This window comes from Paenibacillus sp. GYB004, assembly GCF_036577605.1.
GTDB lineage: Bacteria > Bacillota > Bacilli > Paenibacillales > NBRC-103111 > Paenibacillus_AB > Paenibacillus_AB oceani.
In genome coordinates, this window is sequence record NZ_JARBDB010000049.1 from 1 (window position 1) to 887 (window position 887).

General features: G+C 57.4%; 1 protein-coding gene. It reads left to right on the top strand.

What is annotated here, in order from left to right; all coding sequences use genetic code 11:
• Window positions 1-887 (top strand): GH25 family lysozyme (locus PV433_RS21140; RefSeq protein ID WP_332074048.1); only part of this gene is annotated, 887 nt, incomplete at both ends.

Genomic DNA, 887 nt, shown 5'->3' on the forward strand with positions numbered 1-887 from the left:
GGTGTTGTGAATGGCTGGAGACGGTCGAGAAGCGTTCCGGGCACCCGGTAATGGTTTATACCGGTGGCTCTTTCGCTCGCTCATTCTTGGCCAGCAAGCTTGCCCGCTGGCCGCTGTGGATCGCCCACTATGGCGTCGATACGCCGATGACCAACGGCACATGGGATAAGTGGGCAATGTTCCAATATTCCGACGCCGGGGCCGTGCCGGGAATCACCGGACGCGTCGACATGAATGAAATGGATTTAGTGTATTGGCAGGGAATCACCGGGGAGGAGAACGGCGGAATGGACAAACCAACAGTCATTAAAGAACGGATCATTGCCCGGAACGGCAAACTCGAATACCTCACGTTTGACTATAACAAGCCCGGAACCGACGTCCGGCTGCTCAAGATCGAACGCGGCAAAGCCAAATATAAGCTAGTCGCCCAACCAGACGCAAAGGTGTCCGAGCTGGTCAAGGAACACGGCGCCGACTACGGATTCAACTTCCCGTACTTCGATCCCGCGGCCAAACTACCGGTCGGAACAGTATGGGACGGAACCAAATACATCAACGGCGCGTGGGGCAAGACTCACAAATGGCATTTCCTCACGTTTAAAGATGGCTGCGCGGAAATCCGCCTGCCGGGATCGGCCGTCGATGATAGCGACTGTGCATTTCCGGGAACGCCGTTACTGGTCAGCAATGGCCGCGCCGCCTGGGATTACTACCGGGAAGAAGAAGAGACCGCAACGGAAATAGGCCGGGACGCAAACGGTAACCTCGTGCGCTGTCAGCGGACGTTTGCCGGGATCGACGCCGAAGGCAACCTGCTGCTTGCGGTTTCCGATGGCCGTACACGCTCCGATCAGGGGCTGACCCTTGAGGAGATGGCTCTTTAC